At 48.0% G+C, this 244-nt stretch carries 1 pseudogene; it reads right to left on the bottom strand.

What is annotated here, in order from left to right:
- A pseudogene (locus AAEY62_RS24190) lies at positions 1-244 on the bottom strand (phage terminase small subunit); the annotation flags it as partial.

The following is a 244-nucleotide window of genomic DNA, read 5'->3' as shown; positions in this document are numbered from 1 at the left end:
AAGTTAAGCTGGGCTTTGTTGACTTTTGCGGCGATTGCGTAAAGCTTTCCGCCGACGACTTCTAGCCCTGACCAGTCTTGGTTTTTAACCACAAAAATTAAGCGGCGCAGTGTAAAGCCAATGTCGTACAGGCCTTGTTGTTGCGATTCGGCAAGGTAGTAATTTGCGTCGTCGTATAGTTGGTCGATAACGAACGCCGCCCAATGCTTGGTATTAAACACGGTTGGCAGTGGTTGCTTTTGCT

It is taken from the genome of Pseudoalteromonas sp. GW168-MNA-CIBAN-0100 (genome assembly GCF_040309225.1).
In the GTDB taxonomy this organism is placed as follows: Bacteria; Pseudomonadota; Gammaproteobacteria; order Enterobacterales; family Alteromonadaceae; genus Pseudoalteromonas; species Pseudoalteromonas arctica.
This window is presented reverse-complemented; position numbering and strand designations above follow the sequence as displayed.